Origin of the sequence: Sulfuritalea sp. (genome assembly GCF_017302275.1) — a bacterium.
Lineage (GTDB): Bacteria > Pseudomonadota > Gammaproteobacteria > Burkholderiales > Rhodocyclaceae > Sulfuritalea.
The window spans coordinates 1-21507 of sequence record NZ_JAFLDR010000029.1; the positions used below are offsets into that span (position 1 = coordinate 1).

Here is a 21507-nt window from a genome sequence, read left to right on the forward strand (position 1 = left end):
CGCGCGGGGTGATGGTGCCGTCGCGACCGTTGTAGTTGGAGACACAGCAGGCGCCATACTTGATGCGGTTCTTGACGGTGTATTTGCCCACGGTGCCCGGCTTGAACAAATCCTTGAGCTTGGCTTCGCCTGGGCGGATCATGCGTTGGTACTCCTGGGTGTATTCGAATTGGCTTGCCTTGTTCTGCGCAGACGAAGGCTCTGCTCGGAAACGAGCGTATGTCCGGTCCGTGCAAGTGGGTGTCCGCGCTTGAGTGTTCCGAGGCCGTAGCCTTGAACGCGAGCAAGTCGGGTCACCAGATTCAACTTGAAATACCATCCGGATAGCAGCGCAAGAAAGGCCGCGGCGATGCTTGCCGGGAATCCAATCAGGGGCGCGATCCCGCCCAGGATCAATAGTGCCAGGGGCAGGGCGTGCCCAGGCAGGGCAAAGCGCGAGCCCAGGCCCGGGAGTGCCGCCGCGACCTGCTTCGGAGGATCCGCAGCGAGCAGTGTCTTGCGATACCAATGCCACGCCGCCAGACGCAGCGGCAGCAAGGCAAGCAACGCCAGCGACGAAACCCTGGTGTCCTGCGAAACAACTACCTGCACCAGGAGAAGCATCGCCGCGCCTTCGGTCAGGCCTGTCGTCAGGATGAGCGGCTGCAATGACGCCTCGTGCCATGCCGGTACTCCTTTTGACGCATGCAGGATTCGCGCTTGGCAGAAAAGGAAGGTCAATCCCACCACGCCCAGCGCGGGCGCGAGCCATGACCACCGCACAGGCAGCGCAGCCGCGACGAGGACGAATGCAGTCGCGGCGACATAGGCCTCGCGTGTCATCCAAGAGTTTTGCGGCTTGAGCATGACATTGGCGGCGCGCCACGGGCGTCCGATTTCGAGCCAGACGGCCGTCAGTCCGCCTCCCATCAGCGCAGCGCCGAGCAGCACCGCGCTGAACCAGACGGCAGATGCGGGATCGGTCCATGCCGAGGCTGCCAGCAATGCGCTGCCAGTACCCCCGAAGATGAAGTTGGCGGCCGCTCTCCAGTCCCAGCTTGTTTGAATCGTGCTCGCGTAGCGCATCACGTCTTGCTCTCATCCCAGAGATAGAAGAACCCCGGATTGGTGCCAAGGTGGTCATGCATCTGGAACCAGGGGTTGTCGGTGAGGAGCCCGGAAACATTGCTCTTCGGGTCCTCGATGTCGCCAAAGTGCAAGGCGTGGGCAATGCAGGCGTTCGAGCATGCCGGGCTTGCCTCAGGATCGATCCCCGGAATCAGGCCCGCAGCCTTGCCGGCATCGATCCGGTCGTGGCAGAAGGTGCACTTCTGGGCCACGCCCAGCTTTCGCTCATCGAAGCGCTGCGCCTCCTGGGCCGTCGGTTCGTCCCCGTAGGCGAATTTCGGTTCGTCAAGTTTGTAACGCGCCTGATAGGGACAGGCAACCACGCAGTAAGCACATCCAATGCAGAGGTCGTAGTCGATGGTGACGATGCCATCCACCCTCTGGTCGGTTGCGCCGCTGGGGCATACCTCCAGGCACGGCGGGTCGGTGCAATGCATGCAACCCACGGGCATGAATATCCGCTGGACGTCGGGAAACCGGCCGGTCTCGATATCCAGTACCTTGCGCCACTGCACGCCGGGAGGCGTCGAATTGGTGTGTTTGCAGGCGGCGGTGCAGGTCTGACAACCAACGCACGCGCGCAAATCGGCAACCATCGCGTACCGTGTCATCCGCCAGCCCTCGCTTCGTGCATTGCCATCAAGCTCGACTCCTGGTTTCTCGCTGGGTCGCTTCGCCATATCGAAAGACGGCGACAAGCCCGCGAATGGTTCGGATTGAAAGCTACGCGCCTTGCCGCCAACGCAACATCCGGTGAGCGCAGACTTTGTCCCGATAGCGCAAACATTGCGCTTAAGGGAAGGCCGTGGTGGGGCGATCAATCTGTTGCGCTATCCGGATAGTCCTTGCGCTGAACAGATTGAATCCGCGCCTCGGCGGGGCCGACAATGAATCCCATTAGCCGGACCCCGAGAAATGGCAGAGCGATCCTTCAAACAGGAAGTCGAAAAACTACGGCTTGGCGCGGGAGCGGAATTCCGCGGCGAGGGGATTCTGGCCGTCACCAAGGCATTGCTTCAATCCGGCGTTTCCTATGTCGCCGGCTACCAGGGTTCGCCCATCTCCCACCTGATGGATGTCCTGGCCGATGCCAATGATCTGCTGCTCGAACTTGGCATCCATTTCGAACACAGCGCTTCCGAAGCCACGGCGGCAGCTACCCTTGCCGCCTCGGTGAACTACCCGCTGCGCGGCGCGATAACCTTCAAGTCCACGGTCGGCACCAATGTCGCGTCCGACGCCCTGGCGAATCTCGCCTCCGGCGGTGTCAAAGGCGGCGCGTTGATCATTGTCGGCGAGGACTATGGCGACGGCTCCAGCATCATGCAGGAGCGATCCCATGCGTTTGCCATGAAGTCGCAGATGTGGCTGCTCGATCCCCGGCCCAACTTGCCATCCATCGTGAATGCCGTGGAGTTCGGCTTCCAGCTTTCCGAAGCCAGCAACACACCGGTGATGCTCGAGCTTCGCGTTCGCGCCTGCCACGTCCATGGGAGATTTGTCGCCAAAGACAACGTCCGTGCGAAATACTCCATAGCCGATGCGATGGAGAACCCTGTCCGCGACATCAACCGCATCGTGTTGCCGCCGGCGAGCTTTCTTCATGAGAAGGAAAAAGCGGATCAGCGCTGGCCCGCGGCGATTCGCTTCATTCGGCAGGCCGGAATCAACGAGTTCTTCGGAGCCGGTAGCGCGGATGTCGGCATCGTGGTCCAGGGCGGCCTGTACAACACCTTGAACCGGGCGCTGGAACTGCACGGACTTTCTGACGTGCTAGGGACGGTCGGCATTCCACTTTACGTGCTGAACGTCACCTATCCGCTCGTCGATGACGAAATCGTCGAGTTCTGCGGTGGCAAGCGCGCGCTGTTGATTGTCGAAGAAGGCCAGCCGGAGTACCTCGAACACAATCTCAACACCATCCTGCACAAGGCCGATCTCGGGATTCGTATCTGCGGCAAGCAGTTCTTTCCCCAGGCGGGTGAATACACCGTCGTGGCCATGATGAAAGCCATTGCGGACTTTCTCGATGCGCATCAGCCGAACCTCTTGCGAAATTCCCAGGACTCGGCGCCAACCACCGACGGCAGGGCGACGCCGGATCCCTCCTTGAACGCGCTGGTTCATCCGCGGCCTCCCTCGTTCTGCACCGGTTGCCCGGAGCGTCCGATCTTCACCGCGATGAAACTGGTTGAGCGGGAACTTGGCCCGCACCATGTCAGCGGCGACATCGGCTGCCATCTCTTTTCGATCCTGCCGCCGTTCAACATCGGAGCGACCACCATGGGATACGGCCTCGGGTGGGCGAGCGCAGCGGCGTTCAACACCCCCGACACCGACCGCCGCACGATCTCCGTCATGGGCGATGGCGGGTTCTGGCACAACGGGCTCACCAGCGGCGTCGGCAACGCAGTGTTCAACAAGAGCGATGGTGTGTTGCTGATCGTGGACAACAGCTACACGGCCGCTACGGGGGGACAGGATATCCTGTCGTCGTCGGCACACAATCCGCTGCGCGCCACCAACAAATCGATCGAAAACGCCGTTGCCGGCGTGGGCGTCAGCTGGATCCGGACGATCACCCGCACCTATGGCGTGGACGAGATGCGCGCGACCTTGCGGGAGGCCCTGACGACAAAATACAAGGGACCGAAGGTCATCATCGCCAGAAGCGAATGCATGCTCAACAAGCAGCGCCGGGTCCAGCCCTTGGTCCGGCAGGACATCCGCGATGGCAAGCGGGTGGTGCGGGAGAGATTCGGCGTCGACGCGGATGTATGCACGGGTGACCACTCCTGTATCCGCCTGTCGGGATGCCCTTCGCTTACCATCAAGGACAGCCTGGATCCATTGCGCCGCAATCCGGTGGCCCATGTCATGGACTCCTGCGTGGGTTGCGGATTATGCGGTGAAGCCGTTCAGGCCGCCGCACTCTGTCCCTCATTTTTCCGTGCCGGCATCGTCAGCAATCCCTCCATTTGGGATCGCTTGCGTGGCGCGCTTGAGCGCCTGCTGATCGGTTTTCTTCAGGCAACCACCGATAGGCGGCTGGCGAGATATGAACAATAGGGCGCCCGACAAGGCAATCAACATTGCCATACTCGCCATGGGCGGCGAGGGCGGCGGCGTGCTGGCCGACTGGATCGTTGATCTGGCCGAACACCGGGGGTTCGTCGCGCAGACGACCTCGGTGCCCGGCGTTGCCCAGCGCACCGGTGCCACGATCTACTATGTCGAGATCTATCCGATATCCCATATGGCATCGAACGGACAGCTACCGGTGCTGTCGCTCACCCCGGTGCCCGGACATGTGGATATCGTCATCGCTTCCGAACTCATGGAGGCGGCGCGTGCGGTGCAACGGGGTCTCGTGACGTCCGACCGGACGTTGCTGATCGCTTCGACCCACCGTATCTACTCGATTGGCGAAAAGTGTGCGATGGACGACGGCCGCGTCAACTCCACGCAATTGATCGAAGCGGCGTCGTCCGCCAGCAAGCGCTTCATCGGCAAGGACTACCAGCGGATTGCGCGCGAATCAGGCAGCGTCATCAGTGCGGCACTGTTCGGTGCCTTGTCCGGCGTGGAAGCGCTTCCATTTGCACGAGAAGACTATGTGGCGGCAATCGAGCGCGGTGGCATAGGAATCAAGTCCAGCCTGAAGGCGTTTGCGGCCGGGTTCGACTCCGTCGGCAACGCGAGTTCCGTGGCAGCCGGTCAAGCTGCCGCATCCGCCAGAAAGCCGGGTCCCGGCCTGATGCCGCTGGTCAAGCGCATCGAGCTGGAGTTTCCCGCGCTTGCCCGCGGCGTCCTGATCGAAGGCATCACACGTTTGGCCGACTATCAGGACGAGGCATATGCCGGCAAGTTCCTCGCGCGGCTAAGCCCTATTGCGGCTCTGGATAACGAGTTTGGCGACGACCAACACCGGCTTCTTGTCGACGCGGCGCGCAATCTGGCGCTCTGGATGAGCTATGAGGATGCCATCCGTGTCGCCGACCTGAAGACTCGGCATTCGCGCTTTCAGCGGGTGGCGAAGGAGGTCGGCTGCGGTGCCCGTCAGCAGTTGCAGATCGATGATTTCTTCCATCCGAGGATAAACGAGATTGCCGACATCCTGCCGGCTGCTCTCGGCCGATACCTGATGTCCTCGGGCTGGGCAAGGCGGGCGGTGCTCGGCGGGCGCATCGTCAGAACCACGTCGGTCGGAGGCTTTGTTCAACTCTTCCTGGTAGCCAGCCTCAGGCGATGGAGGCGGAGCTCACTGCGCTTCCAGGCTGAACAAGCCAGAATCGAGTCCTGGCTACAAGCAGTAAAGCAGGCGGTCAGCGAAGACTATGACTTGGCGGTAGCGCTGTGCGATGCTCCCCGTTTGATCAAGGGCTACGGCGGTACTCACGTGCGGGGAAATGGCAGTTATGACCGGATAGTCGCTGCGCTAGATTCCCTAAAGCGGACAACCAATCCCGCTGACGGACTGCGTGGCCTGATAGATGCCGCCTCGCAAGACGAACGCGGTGAAGCGCTCGACCGCGCATTGCAGACTTTGCGTTGAGCAATCCTGCCGATTCATGTCGGTCAGTAACACCGCACCGCGCCTCGTCCTGTCTTACCGAATCCCGGACACGCAGGTGACGTCCGGTGCTTCAACGTTGCCTGCGGTACCAATACAATCTCACTTGGCACGGCCACGATGGTATCGTTCGCTCTCCCGACTCTTAGCTTGCATGGACCGGCCTTGGGCGACATAGACACATGAACGCGATCCTGGAATTCGGCGGCTTCGGCGAACTGTGCGACTGGCAGGCGATGCTCGACCGCCATCGCGAGGTGTTCACCGAAATGGACGACGGCGCCCGCATCGGCATCGTCTCGCGCGAGGCCTCGGGCATCCTGCCGGGCAAGCACCTCGAAGGCGTGCAGCGCGCCGCCGAAGTGGACATGCTGGCCTGGGAAGTGCAGGGCGGCGGCATGCAGGCCGCAATCGAGCGCTTTGCCGGCATGTCCACGGTGAAGGTTGACCTGTTGCTGGTGGCCGATGCCGAGGCGCTGGCGGCGGCGCGCGCCGACCTTGCCGGCAATGCGCTGACGACGATCAAGAAGGCGATCCGGCGCGGCAACATCATGTTCTTCGTCTTCAAGAACAAGGCGCAGCTGCAGGACGCCGGCTACGAAGATTTCCTCGAATCGCTGGGCCTGGCCTTCCTCGGAGCCTGCCGGTGATTTTCATCAACCCCCACGGTGCGCCGGAGCTGGCCTGCGACCACTGCGGCTGCCGCTGGGTTGATCGCCTCAAGGGCAAGGCCTATTGCTACGAGTGCGGCGAGGAAGTCAGCGACGAGGCGATCGCCGAATTCCAGGCGGCGGCGGTCGAGTATGCCGCCAAGCATTCGCCACCGGCTGCCTCTTGAGCCGAATCGCCGTGTCGCCAGCGCCGACTTTCATCCGCTGCTGAACCATGTGGCAGCCACCGCAGCGCATTCCCTTCAAAGCCGCGCCGGGGCGCATCCCGACTCGTGAGGAAGCCGAGGCCTCGCGCCTGTTCAGCCCGCTTGAGGCCGGCCCGCTGCATCTGACTTCGCGCACCTGGGTGCCGGCCATGGTGCCCTGGCGTGCCGATGCCGAGGGCAATGTCACCGATGCCGTGGTCGACTGGTATGCGCGGCTGGCCGAGGGCCAGCCCGGCGCCATCGTGATCGAGGCCACCGGCATCCGCGACCTGCCCAGCGGCCCGCTGCTGCGCATCGGTCACGACCGTTACGTCGATGGCCTGCGCCGCGTTAGCGAGGCCATCCACCGCCACAGCGAGGGCCGTACGCGCGCCTTTGTGCAACTGATCGACTTCCTCGCGGTCAAGCGGCGGCCGCAGCGCGCGACGTATCTCGAACGCTTCCTGCGGCTTGCCGAGCGCCATCGCGTCGCGCTGGGCATGGTGGGCGCCGACGACGCCGCAGTGCGGTCGCGGCTGGCCACGCTCGACGATGCGACGCTGCAAGCCGTGCTCGATGCGCGCGAATGGGAGGCTCTGCAAATGGGTGCCCGCGAGCGGGTTACCGATGTCGGGCTGGCGCACATCCGCGACCTGCCCCTGCACCTGCCGGGGCTGTTTGCCGACGCGGCGCGACGCGCGCGGGAAGCCAGCTTCGATGGCGTCGAATTGCACTATGCGCATGCCTACACCATGGCCTCTTTCCTGTCGGCGACCAACGCGCGCGCGGACGGTTATGGCGGCAGCGTGGCCGAACGCGCGCGCCTGCCGCTGGAGGTGTACGCGGCGGTGCGGGCGGCGGTCGGTACCGACTACGTGATCGGTTGCCGCATGCTGAGCGAGGAATGCATCGAGGGCGGCAGCGGCATCGATGACGCCGTATTCTTCGCCCTGAAATTCGCCAAGGCCGGGATGGACTTCCTTTCCTTTTCGCGCGGCGGCAAGTTCGACGACGCGAAGCAGCCGAAGGTGGGCGATGCTGTCTATCCCTACACCGGCGTCTCGGGCTACGAGTGCATGCCTTCGCATCTGTCGGACGAGCAGGGGCCCTTCGGCCGCAACCTGGAGCCGACCCGGGCGCTGCGCGAGGCACTGCGCGATGAGGGGCTCGCAACCCCCGTCGTGGCGGCGGGCGGCATCCACAATTTCGAACAGGCCGAACGCGTATTGGCCGACGGCATCGCCGACATCGTCGGCAGCGCCCGGCAAAGCCTGGCCGATCCGGGCTGGTGGAAAAAGCTGCGCGAGGGGCGCGGCGCGACGGTGCGCCAGTGCGAATACAAGAACTACTGCGAAGGCCTCGACCAGAAACACAAGGAAGTCACCTGCCAGCTCTGGGACCGCGTTGGCCTCGACGAGCCTGGCGTCATGCGCAGCCGCGACGGCAGGCGAAGGCTGGTGGCGCCGAGGGACTGGTAGGGTTGGAGCGCAATGCCACCGGGAGCAATGTTGATCCGCCAGGTAAGCCAAGCATAGGAAGCCCCCCCCGGCACTGCCGGGGGACGCTTGCTTCATTCTCGGCTGCTACCTAAACGACCTCCAACCTGCGTCCCACCCGAGGATCCCTGTGGCCTTCTCGGTCGAAACCGAGCCATCGTTCTCCGCGATGTTGTAGATACCTGGCGGTGCCATGGTGATGGCGAGTTGTGTGGCCTTCGCCGCGGCACTGACGTGTACCGACCCTGGAGCGATGGGCGCATCAAACCCCGTGCCAGGACCGTAGAACAAGCCATATCTGAGAATAATTCCGTCAAGTGCGGCGTTGAGCACTTGGCGTTCGAGGCTTGCCACGCCCTGCACGGTTTCCCCATAGACAGGATGCGTTTCGGCCAGAAACGGATCCTCCTCGCGGTGTGGCAGGGGGCCATCAGCGTAGATGAATGAGATGCTCTGGGCAATCAATCGCTTTGCGCCGGCGCTTGCCGCTGCCTCAACCAGATTGCGCGTACCTTCGTCCCGCAGGCGGGCGTTGCGTACCAAGGCTGCCGTCATCTTGCTTGCCTCAAGTGCGTGAGGCAGATCGGTGAGCTGATGGATAACGATTTCCGGTTTGAATTCGTTCATTGCGCTGCGCAGCGCGGCCGCGTCATACACATCGACGACGACAGGCTCGACTCCCATTTCGCGCAGTTGCGGCGCCTTGTCCGCGGAGCGGGTCGTGCCGACGACTTGCCATCCGTCAGCGATGAGAAGAGGCGCAAGCTGCCGGCCTATGGCGCCAGATGCTCCAGCGAGAAATATTTGCTTGCTGGTGAATGGATTTGCGGCTTCCGTTTTCTGAATCATATTTGGTTTCCCTGTATGCCGGACGATTGAAATCCACCCACGGGATGGATGTGCGACACCCGTCCCGGTGTCCGGCTGGTTACCGTTGGGGTGGTGTTTCCAAAGGAGGTGGCGCCGTTGCGCCAAGGGTTTGTTACGGGATGCCGGGAGGCTTCATGGGCGGACGGGTTGCCCGTCCCTTTGTTCTTTCGTTAAGCCATCCCCGCACTTCGACGGGAAAACTTTTCGGTGCTTTGCGTTCCACTACGGCGGCAATTTCCGCCAGCGTTTCCCGCGCAAGACTCTCGCGCATCGCCTGTTCCGCGCGCAACATCGCGGCGTGAATCGCGCATACGCCGGCTGTCGCCCAACCCGGCGCATCGTTTTCGAACACGGCGCAACGATCCCGAATCTCCTGGCAATCGAACAGGGGTTTGTGGCCTTCGATCGCATCGACGATATCAAGCACCGAAATATCAGTTGGCAACCTGGCCAAGCGATACCCACCGCGTACGCCCGCCGCCGCTTGGACTATGCCGGCCTTCTCCAGCTTGGGGAAAATCTTGGCGACAAACGAGGGTGAGATGCCTTGTAATTCGGCAAGGTCGCGGCTACTTGGTTGCCCGCTCGCCGGGTCGACCAGCCAAAGAAGGCAGTGGATGCCGTATTCGACGCTGTTGGTTATGTGTGCCATAACGCGGATAATATTAGTCCGCGTTATAAAGCGCAAGCCCAGGTTACGTGTCCAATACGCCTCGCCCCGGGTGTTACTCAACACCGGGTGCCAGCGAATCAATGAAAAAGGGGGCTTGCGCCCCCTTGCCGTTCGCCGTCGCGACAATCAGGCGGCTTTGGGTGGCCAGTCGACGTTCGGCAGGGTCTTCAGCGATTTTTGCAGGTCTTCATCGGAGTAGGCGAAGTCCTGCATGTTGCCGGAGAAGTAGTTCTCGTAGGCGGCCATGTCGAAGTGGCCGTGGCCGGAGAGGTTGAAGAACAGGGTCTTCGGCTCGCCGCTGGCCTTGCAGCGCAGCGCCTCGTCGATGCAGGCGCGGATGCCGTGGGCCGATTCGGGCGCCGGGATGATGCCCTCGGCACGGGCAAACATGACGCCAGCCTCGAAGGTGGCGGTCTGCGGCACGGCCACGGCCTCAATCAGCTTCTCGTGGTAAAGCTGCGAGATCAGCGGGCTGTCGCCATGGTAACGCAGGCCGCCGGCGTGGATGCCGGGGGGCATGAAGTCATGGCCGAGGGTGTACATCTTCATCATCGGCGTGAAGCCCGAGGCATCGCCGTAGTCATAGGCATACACGCCCTTGGTCAGGGTCGGGCAGGAGGCCGGTTCGACGGCAACCATGCGGATCTTCTGCGCGCGCTTGTCGCCCGCCGCGGCATCGCCGAGGAAGGGGAACACGGCGCCGGCGAAGTTGCAGCCGCCGCCGCAGGGCGCGAACATCATGTCGGGGTATTCACCGATCTTCTCGAACTGCTTCTTGGCTTCGAGGCCGATCACGGTCTGGTGCAGCAGCACGTGGTTGAGCACCGAGCCCAGCGCGTACTTGCTGCCGGGATTGCTGACCACGGCTTCGATCGCCTCGGAAATCGCGATGCCCAGGCTGCCCGGGTTGTTCGGATCGGCGGCCAGGATGTCGCGGCCGGTCTTGGTGCGCTCGGACGGGCTGGCCACCACGTCGCCGCCCCAGGTCTGCATCATCAGGCGGCGGTAGGGCTTCTGGTTGAAGCTGACCTTGACCATGTAGATTTCCACGGGCAGGCCGAAGCACTGGCCGGCGAAGGACAGCGAGGAACCCCACTGGCCAGCGCCGGTCTCGGTGATCAGGCGCTTGGTACCGGCGATCTTGTTCAGGTAGGCCTGCGGCACGGCCGAGTTCGGCTTGTGCGAACCGGCCGGCGAAACGCCTTCATACTTGTAGAAAATTTTCGCCGGGGTGCCCAGCATCTGCTCCAGGCGCTCGGCGCGGCACAGCGGGCTGGGGCGCCACAGCGCGTAGATCTTGCGCACTTCCTCGGGGATGGCGATCCAGCGCTCGGCGGACATTTCCTGCTCCAGTACCGGGCCGGGGAAGATCGCCAGCATCTGCTCCGGCGACACCGGATTGCCGTCACCGCCCAGGGGCGGCAGCGGCGGCGTCGTCAGGTCGGCGGCGATGTTGTACCAGTGGGTCGGGATTTCGCTTTCATCAAGTACGACGCGGGTTCTGCTCATGTCTTCAGTCTCCTCTATTTTGTCTTGGTCGCTTAAGGCTGCGCTAGGATCATGGATCAGAGATGGCCGGAAGGCATTTCGACAATGCATCGCGCCGCCGGCTGGCAGGTCCAATTCAGGATACGGTACACTGTATGCAAAGAACCGGCGGAATGTCAATCCGTCGGTGAGGGTTTTTTTGAAGATGGGCATTGACTGGTTGTTTCGATACCGACATGCACGCAGACGACGATAGGCTTTTTGCAACCCTGCGCGACTGGTGCGCCGCCGGAAAGCCCGCGGCATTGGCCACCGTGGTCAGCACCTGGGGCTCTTCGCCGCGGCCCGAGGGTAGCCATCTCGCCGTCGATGGCGATGGGCATTTCATTGGTTCGGTTTCCGGCGGCTGCATCGAGGGGGCGGTGATCGAAGCCGCGCTGCAGGTCATGCAGAGCCGCCAGCCGCGCCTGCTTGAATTTGGCGTCAGCGACGAACAGGCCTGGCAGGTCGGGCTGGCCTGCGGCGGCCGCGTGCAGGTCTTCGTGGAGGCGGTGGAATGAAGGCGGCGGCGCTCGCGCGCCTTGCCGAGGCGCAGGCGAAGCGCCAGGCGCTGGTGGTGGTGACGCGGCTGGCCGACGGCGCGCAGTGCCTGGTCGATGCCGCCGGCTGCAGCGGCGACCTGCAATTGGCGACCGAGGCCGTCGCCGAGACCGCCGCACTCCTGCTGTCGGGGCGTAGCGCCTCGCTGGCGAGTGCCCCCGGCTGTTTCGCCCGCGCCTATGTGCCGTCGCCGCGCCTGCTGATCGTCGGGGCGGTGCATATCGCCCAGGCGCTGGCGCCGATGGCCGCCACTGCGGGTTACGAAGTCACGGTGATCGATCCGCGCGGCGCCTTCGCCTCGCCCGAACGCTTTCCCGGGGTGCCGCTCAGCGACGAATGGCCCGATGAAGCGCTGGCGCGCCTCGGCCTCGATGCGGCCACCGCGCTGGTCGCGCTGTCGCACGATCCCAAGCTGGACGACCCGGCGCTGGAACTGGCGCTGCCGAGCACGCTTTTCTACATCGGTGCGCTGGGCAGCCGCCGCACCCACGAAAAGCGCCTGGAGCGCCTGCGCGCGGCGGGCCTGGGCGAACTCACCGGGCGCATCCATTCGCCGATCGGCCTCGACCTCGGCGGTCGCGCGCCGGCCGAGATCGCCGTATCCATCCTCGCCGAGATCATCCAGGTTCGCCATCGGGGCGCCGCCGCGTGATTTTCGGCGAATTCCCTGTCGAGGAATGCGAAGGCCTGCTGCTGGCGCACAGCCTGCGCCTCGCCGGACGCACGCTGAAGAAAGGGCGCCGTGTCACCAGCGCCGACTTTCCCGAACTGATCGCCGCCGGCCACCGGCGCATCCACGGCGCACGCCTTGGCGCCGGCGACCTGACCGAGGATGCGGCCGCGGCCGCGGTGGCCGCCCTGTTGCAAACCGACGGCATCGTCGCCCGCAAGGCCTACACCGGTCGCTGCAACCTGCACGCGACGCGCCGCGGCCTGGTCACGGTCGATGCCGGAATCATCGACCGGATCAATGCCGTCGACGCGGCCGTCACCGTCGCCACGCTGGCGCCGCTTGCGCCGGTGCGCCCCGGCGGCGTGGTGGCGACGGTCAAGATCATTCCGCTGGCGGTGGGGCAGGCGGTCATCGATCGCTGCGCGGGCGAGGCTGGGCGCGGCGTGGCGCTGGGTCTGCGTCCCTTCGCGCAAAAGCGTGCCGCGCTGATCGTCACCGAACAGGCGGGTGACCCGGAAAAGAACTACGCCTCCGCCGTCACCAGCAGCCGGCGCCGCATCGAGGACCTCGGCAGCCACCTCGGCCTGGTGCAGCGCTGCGCCCACCGGCGCGATGCAGTGGCGCTGGCCCTGCGCGAAAGCCTGGTGGCCGGTTGCGACCTGCTCATGATCGCCGGCGCGACGGTGCCCAAGGACAGGGCCGACACCATTCCGTCGGCAATCGTCGCCGCCGGGGGCGAGATTGTCCATTTCGGCATGCCGGTGGAGCCTGGCAACATGCTGCTGCTGGCACGGATCGGCGTGGTGCCGACGATCATCCTGCCCGGTTGCGCGCGTTCGCGTCGCACGAACGGCCTCGACTGGGTGCTGCAGCGCATGCTGGCCGGCTTGGCCGTGGGTGCTGCCGAGATCAAGGCGATGGGCGTCGGCGGTCTGATCCGCAGCGCGCCCGAGGCCGAGGAAGACCCCGAGGCGGTGGAGCCGACGCCGCAGCGCGTCGCTGCCGGTCGCCGCGTCGCCGCCCTGATGCTTGCCGCCGGCAGCAGCCGGCGTATGCAAGGAGGCAACAAGCTGCTGCAGCCGGTGGCTGGCGTGCCCATGGTGCGCCGCGCGGCAAATGCGGCGCTGGCCTCGCGCAGCGTGGCCATGGTCGTCGTCACCGGTTTCGCCGCGGAGGCGGTGCGCCAGAGCCTGGTCGGGCTGGACCTCGAATTCGCCCACAACGCCGACCACGAGAGTGGAATGGCCTCGTCGCTGCGCGCCGGATTGCGGGCGCTGCCGGCCGACACCGATGCGGTGGTGGTGGTGCTGGGCGACATGCCGTTCGTCAGCGCGGCGCACATCGACCGCCTGATTGCCGCCTTCGACCCCGCGCGCGGCAACATCGTGGTGCCGATGAAGGACGGCCGGCGCGGCAACCCCATCGTCTGGCCGCGCGCCTACTTCGCGGAAATGGAACAGGTGCAGGGCGATGTCGGCGCCCGGGAACTGCTGCAACGCCATGCCGGTCGCGTCGATGTCGTGGATTTTGACGACGACGCCATCTTCGCCGACGTCGATACGCCGGAAGCACTACGCGCGCTGGAGCCGCGATGAGCGAGGCCTCCGCGCTGCGCGCAAAGTTTCCGCTGCTGGTGGCGAATCCCGGCCTGCATTACCTCGACAGCGCGGCAACGGCGCAGTTGCATCGCAGCGCGCTCGACGCCGTCGTGGCGCATGAAACCGGGGCGCGGGCCAACGTGCTGCGCGGCAGCTACCGCCTGGCCGAGGCGGCCGACCGCGCCTACGAGGCGGCGCGGCAAAGCGCGGCGCGCTTCCTCAATGCGGCCTCCGCCGACGAGATCGTATTTACCGGCGGCACCACGGCGGCCCTCAACCTGGTCGCGCAATCCTTCGGCAGCCTGATCGAACCCGGCGACCGGGTGGTGATTTCGCAGGCCGAGCACCACAGCAATTTCGTGCCCTGGCAGATGCTGCGCGAACGCTGCGGCGTCGAACTTGCGCTGATCCCTGTGCTGCCCGACGGGACGCTCGACCTCGCCTGCCTGGCGCAGGTGATCGACGGCCGCACCCGGCTGGTCGCCGTGACGCAGTGTTCCAACGTCACCGGGGCGCGCACCGATGTTGCCGCCATCGCCGCCGCCGCGCGCAAGGTGGGCGCGAAGGTGCTGCTCGATGGCGCGCAGGCGGTGCAGCACGGTCCGCAGGACGTGCAGGCAATGGGCGTGGACTTCTATGCCTTTTCCGGCCACAAGTGCTTCGGCCCCGGCGGCATCGGCGTGCTCTGGGCGCGCGCGGAGCTGCTGGCGGCGATGCCGCCCTTCCATGGCGGCGGCGGCATGATCGGCGCGGTGACGGCGGAGGGCTACACCTGGGCCGAGCCGCCGCGGCGCTTCGAAGCCGGCACGCCGCCGATCGCGCAGGCGGTGGGTCTCGGCGCCGCGCTCGACTGGATGATGGACCTCGACTGGGTGCCGATCCACGCCCGCGAAGGCGCCATGTGCGAGGCATTGATCGACGGCCTGCGGCGCATCCCGGAAGTGCGCCTGCTCGGCCCGGAGCCATCTTCCGCGCGCGCGCCCATCGTGTCCTTCGACATCGCCGGCCTGCACCCGCACGACATCTGCCAGGTGCTCGATGCACAAGGCCTCGCCTTGCGCGGCGGCCACCACTGCGCCCAACCCCTGCTGGCGGCGCTGGGGGTCGAGGCCTGCACGCGTGCCAGCCTCGCGCTCTACAACGACGAGGCCGATGTCGCCGCTCTGCTGGCCGGCATCGTGCGCGCCATCGGGGTGCTCAGGTGAGCGGCGAAATGAATGGTGCAATGAGCGGCATCGACGCGCTTTACCAGGAGGCCATCAAGGACTACGCGCGCGCCGACCACGGCCACGGCCGGCTCGACGCGGCCAGTGCGGCAGTGAGGCTGGACAATCCGTTGTGCGGCGATCGCATCAGCTTGCAGGTGAGCCTCGCCGCCGGCCGTATCGTCGCCATCGCCCATGAAACGAAGGGCTGCCTGCTGTGTCGCGCCGCCGCTTCGCTGCTCGGCAAACGCGGGCCGGGACTCGACGCGACTGGCGTCACGGCGACGACGGCGGCGCTCGAAGCCATCCTCGAGCAACGCAGCCCGCCGCCGACCGACTGGCCTGAACTGGGCATGTTCGCGCCGGCGGGCGGGCATCCAAGTCGCCACAAGTGCGTGTTGTTGCCGTTTCGTGCCCTCGCGCAAGCCATCCAGCAGGCAGACGCGGTTTCCCCCGCAAACCAAGGAGCAGATCATCGTGAGCACTGACGAGTCACGCCAACTGGTGCATACCCGCCAGATCACCTGTCGCGCCTACCGCCTGGGCAACGGCCTGCTGGAGATCGAGGCTACTTTGGGCGACGAAAAGGGCCAGCAGGTGGATTTCCGCTCGCGGCCATCGGTGCCGCCCGGCGAGTTCATGCACCGCATGGCGCTGACGCTGGCCATCGACGACGACTACACCATCCGCGACGTGCGTGCCAGCACGCTGGTCGCGCCGTGGCCGATGTGCGGCGGCACGGACGATGGCTACCGCAAGCTGATCGGCCTGCGCATCGGGCCCGGTTTCTCGCGGCAGGTGAAGCAACTGCTGGGCGGCGTGCAGGGCTGCACCCATGTCACCGAGCTGGTGGCGCAGGCCGCCAACACCTACATGCAGGCATCCTGGCCCGACCGCATCGCGCGCCAGATCGCGGTCAGCGCCGACCCGCGGGGTTGGCCGGACAAGAGCACGCTGGGTTTCGTCAATCACTGCCACGCCTGGCGCCAGGACGGCACGACGCTGGCGCAGGAGTACCCGGAGCTGGTGCCGCCCAAGCCATAGCCGGCGCCGCCCGTGCTGCGGTGATGGGTGCGAGTTGGCGCTCCACAGGGACTTCCCCCGGTCGCTGGCGACACGGCGTCGGAGGAAGGGGGCTTCGGTCCATCTGTTCCGTGCTCGCGACGCCACGCCCATCGGCTAGTCTGCGTACCCATGGGCAAATCGATCGATGTAGACGCACGTGATGGAACGCGCTGAGGCCATCGGTAGCGGCGACACATACGCCGAGCGCGACGCGGAAGCGGTGGCGCTGGCCCGGGCCGCCTCGGAAGAAAGGCAGCACCGCGCCAGCGAAGCCCGGCGTCATGCCGACGCGGGTTTCCTCGATGCCCTGCGACGCAAGCAGGCCGCCGAGGAACTCGCGATCCGCCAGGCGCAGCAACGATCGGAAGCGGACACCGCGGCAGAGGCCGCCGCGGCCGAGCGCGCCCATGCCGAGCGCATGCTTGAACTGGCGGCCCGCAGCAGGGTCGATGCCGAGGCGCGCGCCCTGGCGGACGCGAAACGCCATGAATTTGCCGCCGCCGAGCTGGCGAAGGCGACGCGCGCGCGACTGGCGCGCGAACAGGAAGCCGAGTCCATGGCGCGCCAGCGCGCGGATTCCGAGCGCGGCGCGGCGGAACTGCTGGCGGAAAGGATTCGCGGCGAACAGGCGCTGGAAGCGCGCGTGCTGGCCCGCGTCGCCGCCGAGCGTGATGCCGCCTTGCAGGCGGCACGCCGCCAGGAGAAGGATGAGGAACTTGCCGACGCTGGCCGGGCGCGGGCGTGCGCCGAGCAGGAACTGGCGCGCCAGGCAGCGGCAAGGCATTCGACGCAGGTGACGGTCGCGGAAGCCCAGGCTCCGGCGGGACCGACGGCATCAGCCCGCGTTGAGATTCCGGTGACGAAGAGTGTCCCGCTGCCCGCAGGCAACACGCCCGAGCCGCGCCGCCGTTGGCGCGCTGTCCTTCTGCTTGGCCTGGGCATGGCGATCGGCGGCGCGGCTTGCTACCTGATCGCGGTGGGCGGCGACAGGTCGCTTTCCTCTTTTCCCCAAGATGCGTGGCAACTCAAGCTCGATCGAGCCCTGCCGGCACGGTCCGGGAGTCGCTAGGAAGGTAAGGCGGCAGGGGCAGGGGTGGCGTGCTACCATTTGCTTGAGGACTTCCGCATTGCCTGAATCGGCGTGTTCAGGAGCCTCCCGCGATGAAACAACAATCCACTTTTCTCCGCCCAGGCATCGACAGCACGGTTCGCGGCGATTTTTCCGTGCGTTTTTTCCAGCACGCGATTGCCGCCTTGGTGCTGGGCATCGTGCTCTTCTCCGTCGTCATTCGGGTCGCGGAGCCGGACCAGACCGGGCGCCTGGTCGGTCCTATGGTAGGCATGGTGCTGCTGGCGGTGATCTGGTGGCTGATCGGTCGTGGCCGGTTGCAGGCGGCCGCCAACCTGTTCGCCGGCGGCGCGTGGCTGGTGGTCACCAGTATCTGCGTTTTCTTTGGCGGCGTGCACACCGCGATCTTCATCGTCTATCCGCTGCTGATCGTCTATGTCGGCTGGGCGATAAGCATGCGCGCGGCGGCCCTGTTTGCGGGCCTGACCGTTTCGGCGATCACCGGCCTGGTGCTGGCCGAACACCTGGGGACGTTGCCGCTGGTGCCGCCGACGCCGCTGTTGGTATTCTGGGTGATCCCGGTCCTGTACGTGAGCGTCGCCCTGGCCCTTGTCGGCTCGCTGGTATCGGTTTATCAGCGTCGCGTCGGCGAACTGGAGCGCGAACGGCAATTCTCGGCGGAGATCATCAATTCCCTGCCCGGCATGTTCTACATGTTCGACGCAGACGGACGCTTCGTGCGCTGGAATCGCCGGTTCAACGATGCCACGACCTACACCGACCAGGAACTGGCGGCGATGAAGGCCGCGGATTTCTTTCGCGGCGACGACAAGAAACGCGTCGCGGAGGCCGCGCGGCGAGTGTTCGCCGAGGGGCTCGCCGATATCGAGGCCGACCTCGCTCCCGCAAAGGGGCCGACCATCCCCTGCCGCTTCACCGGCGTCCGTGCCACGATAGGAGACGAATCCTTCCTGCTCGGTGTCGGCCTCGACATCAGCGAAAACAGGCGGAACCTGGCCAAACTTGAGGAATACCGCCAGCACCTCGAACAGATGATCGAGGCACGCACGGCCGACCTGTCGGTCGCCAAGGAGGCTGCCGAAGCCGCCAACCGGGCCAAGAGCACCTTCCTTGCCACCATGAGCCACGAACTGCGCACGCCGATGAACGCGATCATGGGCATGACCAGCCTGGCGATGCGACGCACCATGGATGCCCGGCTGCTGGACCACCTCGAAAAGATCGACCATGCCTCGCACCACCTGCTGGCGGTGATCAACAGCATCCTCGACATCTCCCGGATCGAGGCCGATCGGCTGGTGCTGGAACAGATCGACTTCACGCCGGCGGCCGTGCTGGAAAAGCTGCCGGCGCTGATCGGCTACAAGGCGGCGGAAAAAGGCCTGACGCTGGAGATCGACGTTGCGCCCGAGGCGGAACGCCTGAGCTTGCGAGGCGACCCGATGCGCGTCGGCCAGGTCCTGCTCAACCTCGCCGACAATGCCGTCAAGTTCACCGAGCGGGGCAAGGTTGTCGTACGCCTGCGACTGGCCGGGGATGCCGCGGACCATGTGCTGTTGCGCTTCGAGGTCGAGGACACGGGCATCGGCATTTCGGAAACGGACCGGAAGCGGGTGTTCGCCGCCTTCGAACAGGCCGACGGCTCGATGACGAGGAAGTATGGCGGCAGCGGCCTGGGACTGGCGATCAGCCGGCGCCTCGCGCGGCTGATGGGCGGTGACATCACGGTCGACAGCCGGCCGGGCGAGGGCAGTTGTTTCGTGTTCACCCTGCTCTTGCCCAGGTCGACGGGTGCCGTCGCGCCAGCGCCGACTTTTGGACCCGGGACGGCCGGCGACCGGCTGAGGAACGAGTTTTCCGGCATCCGGGTCCTGCTGGCCGAGGACGAACCGGTGAACGGCGAAGTCGCACGGACGCTGCTGGAGGCCCAGGGACTGGTGGTCGATGTCGCTGTCGACGGTGTCGAGGCCGTGGCGCTGGCGCGGCAGACACCGTACGCACTGATCCTGATGGACATCCAGATGCCGAACCTGAACGGCGTTGACGCGACGCGGGCGATCCGTGCGTTGCCGCCCCACGCGCGCACGCCTGTCCTGGCCATGACGGCGAACGCCTTTGCCGAAGACCGCAAGGTCTGCCTTGCCGCCGGCATGGACGATCACCTGCCCAAGCCCGTCATTCCGGATCGCCTGTATGAGGCGGTGTTGACCTGGCTCTTGCGTGCGCGCGCGCCGACGGTTTCCGGCACGGCCGCGGCGCGATGATCAATCCGTAGCGGCGATCCAGTCGGCGGCGGCTTCCAGTGCCGCCGCGAGGTTGTCTTTTGCGGCGGCGCTCAGTGGCTCGCCGAGTTCGAAGCGCTCGGCGCGGATCGCCAGCAGCCAGCACGGCGGTGGCTCGCCGTCGTCGATATCGGCAAAGACCTTGAGCACGGCCTGTGGGCTCATGGCGTGGGTGGTGAAGCTGGTATCGCGCGCGGCCTCGATGCGGGCCAGTGTATAGGGCGGGGCGGCGTCGAGGCTGGCATCGACGAACAGCACGCGTCGGCGGCCCTGCAGGTCGAGCGCGTGTTCCACCTGCAACTGGAAGTCCGTGAGGCAATCGATCGCGCCCCATTCCGGGTGCCGTGCCGCGAGCGCGATGAAGTGTTCGACGAACAGCGGCCCCAAGGCATCGTCGCCGCGGCTGGGATTGCCCCAGCCGAAGACCAGCGTCGGTGAAATCAAACGACTTCCCGCGTCAGCCCGCGATGGTCGCGCGTGGCCGCGTCAATCACCGTGCCGTCGGCGCCGACTATGGCCACTTCCAGCGGCATCTGTCCCAGGGCATGGGTGGCGCAGGACAGGCAGGGGTCGAAGGCGCGGATGGCGATCTCGATGTGGTTGAGCAGGCCCTCGGTGACCTCGACGCCGTCGAGGTATTGCCTGGCCACTTCCCGCACCGCCGTGTTCATCGCCTGGTTGTTGTGCGTGGTGGAGACGATCAGGTTGGCGCGGATCACCTGGTCGTTCTCGTCGACGCGGTAATGGTGGATCAAGGTGCCACGCGGCGCCTCGATGACGCCGACGCCGCGCTCCTGACGCTCGCCGGTGGCCATGAGTTCGGTGCCGGTGATGTCGTCGTCGTGCAGCAGGTCCTTGATGCTCTCGGCGGCGTGCAGCATTTCGATCATGCGCGCCCAGTGATAGCCCAGGGTCGCGCCGGCGGCACTGCCGCCGTCGAAGGCGAGGAAGGTTTCGCGTTCCTTGTCGGCCAGCGGTGTCGGGATGCTGTCGCACATCGTGACCCGTGACAGCGGACCGACGCGGTAGGAGCCGTCCTCGGTGCCCAGCGCCTTGAAGTATGGAAACTTCATGTAGGACCAGGGTTTGACGTCCTCGGCGATGACATCCCAGTAGCGGCCGTAGTCGAAGTGGTCGAACAGGGTCTTGCCCTCGATGTCGCGCGCGCGCAGGCCACCGTGGTACAGGTCCATGGCGCCATCGGCCCGCACCAGGCACATGCCGGCGGAGCGGAAGCGGCCGAAGGCGTTGTACTCGGCGAGGTTCTGCTCGAACAGGCCGCGGATGATGCCGACGGCCTCGCGGCTCCAGGCCACCATCTGGTAGATGTCCTTGAGCAACTCCGCGCGCTCCTCGGCGGCAAGCGACTTGTTTACCCCGCCCGGAATCGAGCCCGTGCCATGCACGCGCTTGCCGGCGGTCATGCGGATCACCTCCTGGCCGTACTTTCTCAGCAGCACGCCTTTCTTCGCCACCTCGGGGTGGGCCGCGACCACGCCGACGATATTGCGGGAGGCCGGGTCCGAGCCGAAACCGAACAGTAGGTCGGGCGATGAGAGGTGGAAGAAGTGCAGGGCATGCGACTGCAGGATCTGGCCAGCGTGCATCAGGCGGCGCATTTTCTCGGCGGTGGACGTTAACTGCTTGACGCCGAGGATCATGTCCAGCGCCTTGGATGCCGCGAGGTGGTGCGAGACCGGGCAGATGCCGCACAGGCGCTGCACCATCACCGGCACTTCCCAGTAGGGGCGGCCCTGGATGAATTTCTCGAAGCCACGGAATTCGACGATGTGCAGGCGCACCTGGTGCACCTTGTTGTCGTCGTCGAGCAGGATGGTGACCTTGCCGTGGCCCTCGACCCGCGATACCGGATCGATGGCGACGCGGCGCAGCTTTTCGGGGTGCCTGGCGGTTTCGAGTTCGAATGTCAT

The 21507-nt window shown here is 65.6% G+C and carries 20 protein-coding genes; 13 read left to right on the top strand and 7 right to left on the bottom strand.

The genetic code is table 11. The annotated features are described in order from the left end of the window. Positions 1-138: 138 nt before the first annotated feature. Both J0M27_RS14895 and J0M27_RS14900 read right to left on the bottom strand, forming a co-directional pair. On the bottom strand, positions 139-1065 hold the full coding sequence (locus J0M27_RS14895; RefSeq protein WP_294993388.1) for a DmsC/YnfH family molybdoenzyme membrane anchor subunit: 927 nt from the start codon (positions 1063-1065) through the stop codon (positions 139-141). Further along, positions 1065-1805, bottom strand: coding sequence for a 4Fe-4S dicluster domain-containing protein (locus J0M27_RS14900; protein ID WP_294993273.1), 741 nt, complete (start codon positions 1803-1805; stop codon positions 1065-1067). The genes J0M27_RS14895 and J0M27_RS14900 overlap by 1 nt, the downstream gene beginning before the upstream one ends. Positions 1806-2022: 217 nt before the next feature. Here J0M27_RS14900 and J0M27_RS14905 point away from each other — a divergent pair, with 217 nt between their 5' ends. From J0M27_RS14905 to J0M27_RS14925, 5 genes are all read left to right on the top strand, one after another. Further along, positions 2023-4176, top strand: a complete 2154-nt coding sequence (locus J0M27_RS14905) for an indolepyruvate ferredoxin oxidoreductase subunit alpha (RefSeq protein ID WP_294993275.1) — start codon at positions 2023-2025, stop codon at positions 4174-4176. Then, positions 4166-5662: an indolepyruvate oxidoreductase subunit beta family protein gene (locus J0M27_RS14910; protein WP_294993277.1), complete on the top strand. Its 1497-nt coding sequence runs from the start codon at positions 4166-4168 to the stop codon at positions 5660-5662. Before J0M27_RS14905 ends, J0M27_RS14910 begins: the two co-directional genes overlap by 11 nt. Before the next feature lie 200 nt (positions 5663-5862). Next, a complete protein-coding gene (locus tag J0M27_RS14915) occupies positions 5863-6330 on the top strand; it encodes a hypothetical protein (protein ID WP_294993279.1) in 468 nt (155 codons plus the stop codon). Continuing rightward, a complete protein-coding gene (locus tag J0M27_RS14920) occupies positions 6327-6518 on the top strand; it encodes a hypothetical protein (RefSeq protein WP_294993281.1) in 192 nt (63 codons plus the stop codon). Before J0M27_RS14915 ends, J0M27_RS14920 begins: the two co-directional genes overlap by 4 nt. A gap of 47 nt (positions 6519-6565) precedes the next feature. Further along, complete coding sequence (locus J0M27_RS14925) at positions 6566-8014, top strand: hypothetical protein (protein WP_294993283.1); 1449 nt, start codon at positions 6566-6568, stop codon at positions 8012-8014. Between the two features lie 105 nt (positions 8015-8119). Here J0M27_RS14925 and J0M27_RS14930 read toward each other — a convergent pair whose 3' ends face one another. The 3 genes from J0M27_RS14930 to J0M27_RS14940 all read right to left on the bottom strand — a co-directional run bounded on the left by J0M27_RS14930 (position 8120) and on the right by J0M27_RS14940 (position 11084). Beyond that, positions 8120-8881, bottom strand: a complete 762-nt coding sequence (locus tag J0M27_RS14930) for an NAD(P)-dependent oxidoreductase (RefSeq protein WP_294993285.1) — start codon at positions 8879-8881, stop codon at positions 8120-8122. A 133-nt stretch (positions 8882-9014) separates the two neighbouring features. Next, a complete protein-coding gene (locus J0M27_RS14935; RefSeq protein WP_294993287.1) occupies positions 9015-9635 on the bottom strand; it encodes an Rrf2 family transcriptional regulator in 621 nt (206 codons plus the stop codon). 66 nt (positions 9636-9701) lie between these two features. Beyond that, a complete protein-coding gene (locus J0M27_RS14940; RefSeq protein WP_294993289.1) occupies positions 9702-11084 on the bottom strand; it encodes a TrpB-like pyridoxal phosphate-dependent enzyme in 1383 nt (460 codons plus the stop codon). A 215-nt stretch (positions 11085-11299) separates the two neighbouring features. Here J0M27_RS14940 and J0M27_RS14945 point away from each other — a divergent pair, with 215 nt between their 5' ends. The 8 genes from J0M27_RS14945 to J0M27_RS14980 all read left to right on the top strand — a co-directional run bounded on the left by J0M27_RS14945 (position 11300) and on the right by J0M27_RS14980 (position 19558). Beyond that, complete coding sequence (locus J0M27_RS14945) at positions 11300-11623, top strand: XdhC family protein (RefSeq protein ID WP_294993290.1); 324 nt, start codon at positions 11300-11302, stop codon at positions 11621-11623. After that, on the top strand, positions 11620-12315 hold the full coding sequence (locus J0M27_RS14950; RefSeq protein ID WP_294993292.1) for an XdhC family protein: 696 nt from the start codon (positions 11620-11622) through the stop codon (positions 12313-12315). The genes J0M27_RS14945 and J0M27_RS14950 overlap by 4 nt, the downstream gene beginning before the upstream one ends. Continuing rightward, positions 12312-13931, top strand: a complete 1620-nt coding sequence (locus tag J0M27_RS14955; RefSeq protein WP_294993294.1) for a molybdopterin-binding/glycosyltransferase family 2 protein — start codon at positions 12312-12314, stop codon at positions 13929-13931. Before J0M27_RS14950 ends, J0M27_RS14955 begins: the two co-directional genes overlap by 4 nt. Beyond that, positions 13928-15139 (top strand): cysteine desulfurase, encoded by a 1212-nt coding sequence (locus J0M27_RS14960; RefSeq protein WP_294993295.1) that lies wholly within the window; start codon positions 13928-13930, stop codon positions 15137-15139. The genes J0M27_RS14955 and J0M27_RS14960 overlap by 4 nt, the downstream gene beginning before the upstream one ends. Before the next feature lie 20 nt (positions 15140-15159). Next, positions 15160-15627 (top strand): iron-sulfur cluster assembly scaffold protein, encoded by a 468-nt coding sequence (locus J0M27_RS14965; protein WP_294993297.1) that lies wholly within the window; start codon positions 15160-15162, stop codon positions 15625-15627. Then, on the top strand, positions 15617-16183 hold the full coding sequence (locus tag J0M27_RS14970) for a DUF2889 domain-containing protein (RefSeq protein WP_294993299.1): 567 nt from the start codon (positions 15617-15619) through the stop codon (positions 16181-16183). Before J0M27_RS14965 ends, J0M27_RS14970 begins: the two co-directional genes overlap by 11 nt. A 181-nt stretch (positions 16184-16364) precedes the next feature. Beyond that, positions 16365-17273 carry a hypothetical protein gene (locus J0M27_RS14975; protein ID WP_294993301.1) on the top strand — a complete coding sequence of 303 codons (909 nt, stop codon included), beginning with the start codon at positions 16365-16367 and terminating at the stop codon, positions 17271-17273. Positions 17274-17365: 92 nt separating this feature from the next. Beyond that, a complete protein-coding gene (locus J0M27_RS14980; protein WP_294993302.1) occupies positions 17366-19558 on the top strand; it encodes an ATP-binding protein in 2193 nt (730 codons plus the stop codon). On the opposite strand, the gene J0M27_RS14985 is transcribed toward J0M27_RS14980, so the two are convergent. Together J0M27_RS14985 and J0M27_RS14990 are read right to left on the bottom strand one after the other, a co-directional pair. Next, on the bottom strand, positions 19559-20020 hold the full coding sequence (locus J0M27_RS14985) for a hydrogenase maturation protease (RefSeq protein WP_294993304.1): 462 nt from the start codon (positions 20018-20020) through the stop codon (positions 19559-19561). Further along, positions 20017-21507, bottom strand: coding sequence for a Ni/Fe hydrogenase subunit alpha (locus tag J0M27_RS14990; RefSeq protein WP_294993306.1), 1491 nt, complete (start codon positions 21505-21507; stop codon positions 20017-20019). The genes J0M27_RS14985 and J0M27_RS14990 overlap by 4 nt, the downstream gene beginning before the upstream one ends.

What these genes read in the sequence shown, in the direction of transcription:
- J0M27_RS14895 (WP_294993388.1), bottom strand. Translation starts at nt 1,065, where the DNA reads ATGCGCTACGCGAGCACGATTCAAACAAGCTGGGACTGGAGAGCGGCC.
- J0M27_RS14905 (WP_294993275.1), top strand. Translation starts at nt 2,023, where the DNA reads ATGGCAGAGCGATCCTTCAAACAGGAAGTCGAAAAACTACGGCTTGGC.
- J0M27_RS14910 (WP_294993277.1), top strand. Translation starts at nt 4,166, where the DNA reads ATGAACAATAGGGCGCCCGACAAGGCAATCAACATTGCCATACTCGCC.
- J0M27_RS14915 (WP_294993279.1), top strand. Translation starts at nt 5,863, where the DNA reads ATGAACGCGATCCTGGAATTCGGCGGCTTCGGCGAACTGTGCGACTGG.
- J0M27_RS14925 (WP_294993283.1), top strand. Translation starts at nt 6,566, where the DNA reads ATGTGGCAGCCACCGCAGCGCATTCCCTTCAAAGCCGCGCCGGGGCGC.
- J0M27_RS14930 (WP_294993285.1), bottom strand. Translation starts at nt 8,881, where the DNA reads ATGATTCAGAAAACGGAAGCCGCAAATCCATTCACCAGCAAGCAAATA.
- J0M27_RS14940 (WP_294993289.1), bottom strand. Translation starts at nt 11,084, where the DNA reads ATGAGCAGAACCCGCGTCGTACTTGATGAAAGCGAAATCCCGACCCAC.
- J0M27_RS14945 (WP_294993290.1), top strand. Translation starts at nt 11,300, where the DNA reads ATGCACGCAGACGACGATAGGCTTTTTGCAACCCTGCGCGACTGGTGC.
- J0M27_RS14950 (WP_294993292.1), top strand. Translation starts at nt 11,620, where the DNA reads ATGAAGGCGGCGGCGCTCGCGCGCCTTGCCGAGGCGCAGGCGAAGCGC.
- J0M27_RS14960 (WP_294993295.1), top strand. Translation starts at nt 13,928, where the DNA reads ATGAGCGAGGCCTCCGCGCTGCGCGCAAAGTTTCCGCTGCTGGTGGCG.
- J0M27_RS14965 (WP_294993297.1), top strand. Translation starts at nt 15,160, where the DNA reads ATGAGCGGCATCGACGCGCTTTACCAGGAGGCCATCAAGGACTACGCG.
- J0M27_RS14975 (WP_294993301.1), top strand. Translation starts at nt 16,365, where the DNA reads ATGGAACGCGCTGAGGCCATCGGTAGCGGCGACACATACGCCGAGCGC.
- J0M27_RS14980 (WP_294993302.1), top strand. Translation starts at nt 17,366, where the DNA reads ATGAAACAACAATCCACTTTTCTCCGCCCAGGCATCGACAGCACGGTT.
- J0M27_RS14990 (WP_294993306.1), bottom strand. Translation starts at nt 21,507, where the DNA reads ATGACATTCGAACTCGAAACCGCCAGGCACCCCGAAAAGCTGCGCCGC.